Origin of the sequence: Pseudomonas khavaziana (genome assembly GCF_019145205.1) — a bacterium.
In the GTDB taxonomy this organism is placed as follows: Bacteria; Pseudomonadota; Gammaproteobacteria; order Pseudomonadales; family Pseudomonadaceae; genus Aquipseudomonas; species Aquipseudomonas khavaziana.
The window spans coordinates 1-746 of sequence record NZ_JAHSTT010000045.1 but is presented as its reverse complement, the minus strand read 5'-3'; the positions used below and the strand labels follow the sequence as shown (position 1 = coordinate 746).

General features: G+C 55.1%; 1 protein-coding gene. It reads left to right on the top strand.

All coding sequences use genetic code 11. The annotated features are described in order from the left end of the window. A partial coding sequence (locus tag KVH01_RS30800) for a transposase (protein WP_404822125.1) occupies nt 1-745 on the top strand: 745 nt, incomplete at its 5' end. Nucleotide 746: the final 1 nt, after the last annotated feature.

Here is a 746-nt window from a genome sequence, read left to right as displayed (position 1 = left end):
GTGCCTGCGTGAGCCCCTGGTATTGCACTCTGATAACGGAGCGCCAATGAAATCGGTGACGCTGTTAAGCAAAATGTATGAGCTGGGCATCACGCCTTCTCGCGGTCGTCCACGCGTAAGCAATGACTACCCGTACTCGGAATCATTGTTTAGAACATTGAAATACCGCCCGCAATGGCCCTTGGAAGGCTTCGCCAGCTTAGACGCGGCACGGACTTGGGTGAGGGATTTTATGCGGTGGTACAACAGCGAACACAGGCACAGCCGAATCCGCTTTGTCACCCCGTCAGAGCGCCATGGTGGGCAACATCATCAGATCCTGGAGGCTTGCTGCTATGTCATGCACGCGGGATGCTCATGGCGAATGCTGCCTCGCGAGTTTCTACATTGGGACAATGTCTATAAAACCTTCCGACGCTGGAGCGCTCAGGGCAAATTTGAGCAAATGCATGATCGGTTTCGTGCCCAATGGCGAGAGCGGGTGGATCGTGATGAAAAGCCGTCAGCCGCTGTTCTGGATTCTCAATCAACTCGTAGCTCGCCCCAGGGTGGTGAAAGTGGTTACGACGCAGGCAAGAAGGTGAAAGGGCGCAAGCGCAGTCTCATCGTTGATACCTTAGGTCTGCTCTTGGCGGTGAGCATCAGTGCAGCCAGCATGCAGGATCGAGATGCGGCGGACGATGCGGCGACGTCCTCAATGGGCAAGTACCCATCATTGAATACCCTGTTCGTCGACAGTGCCTAAG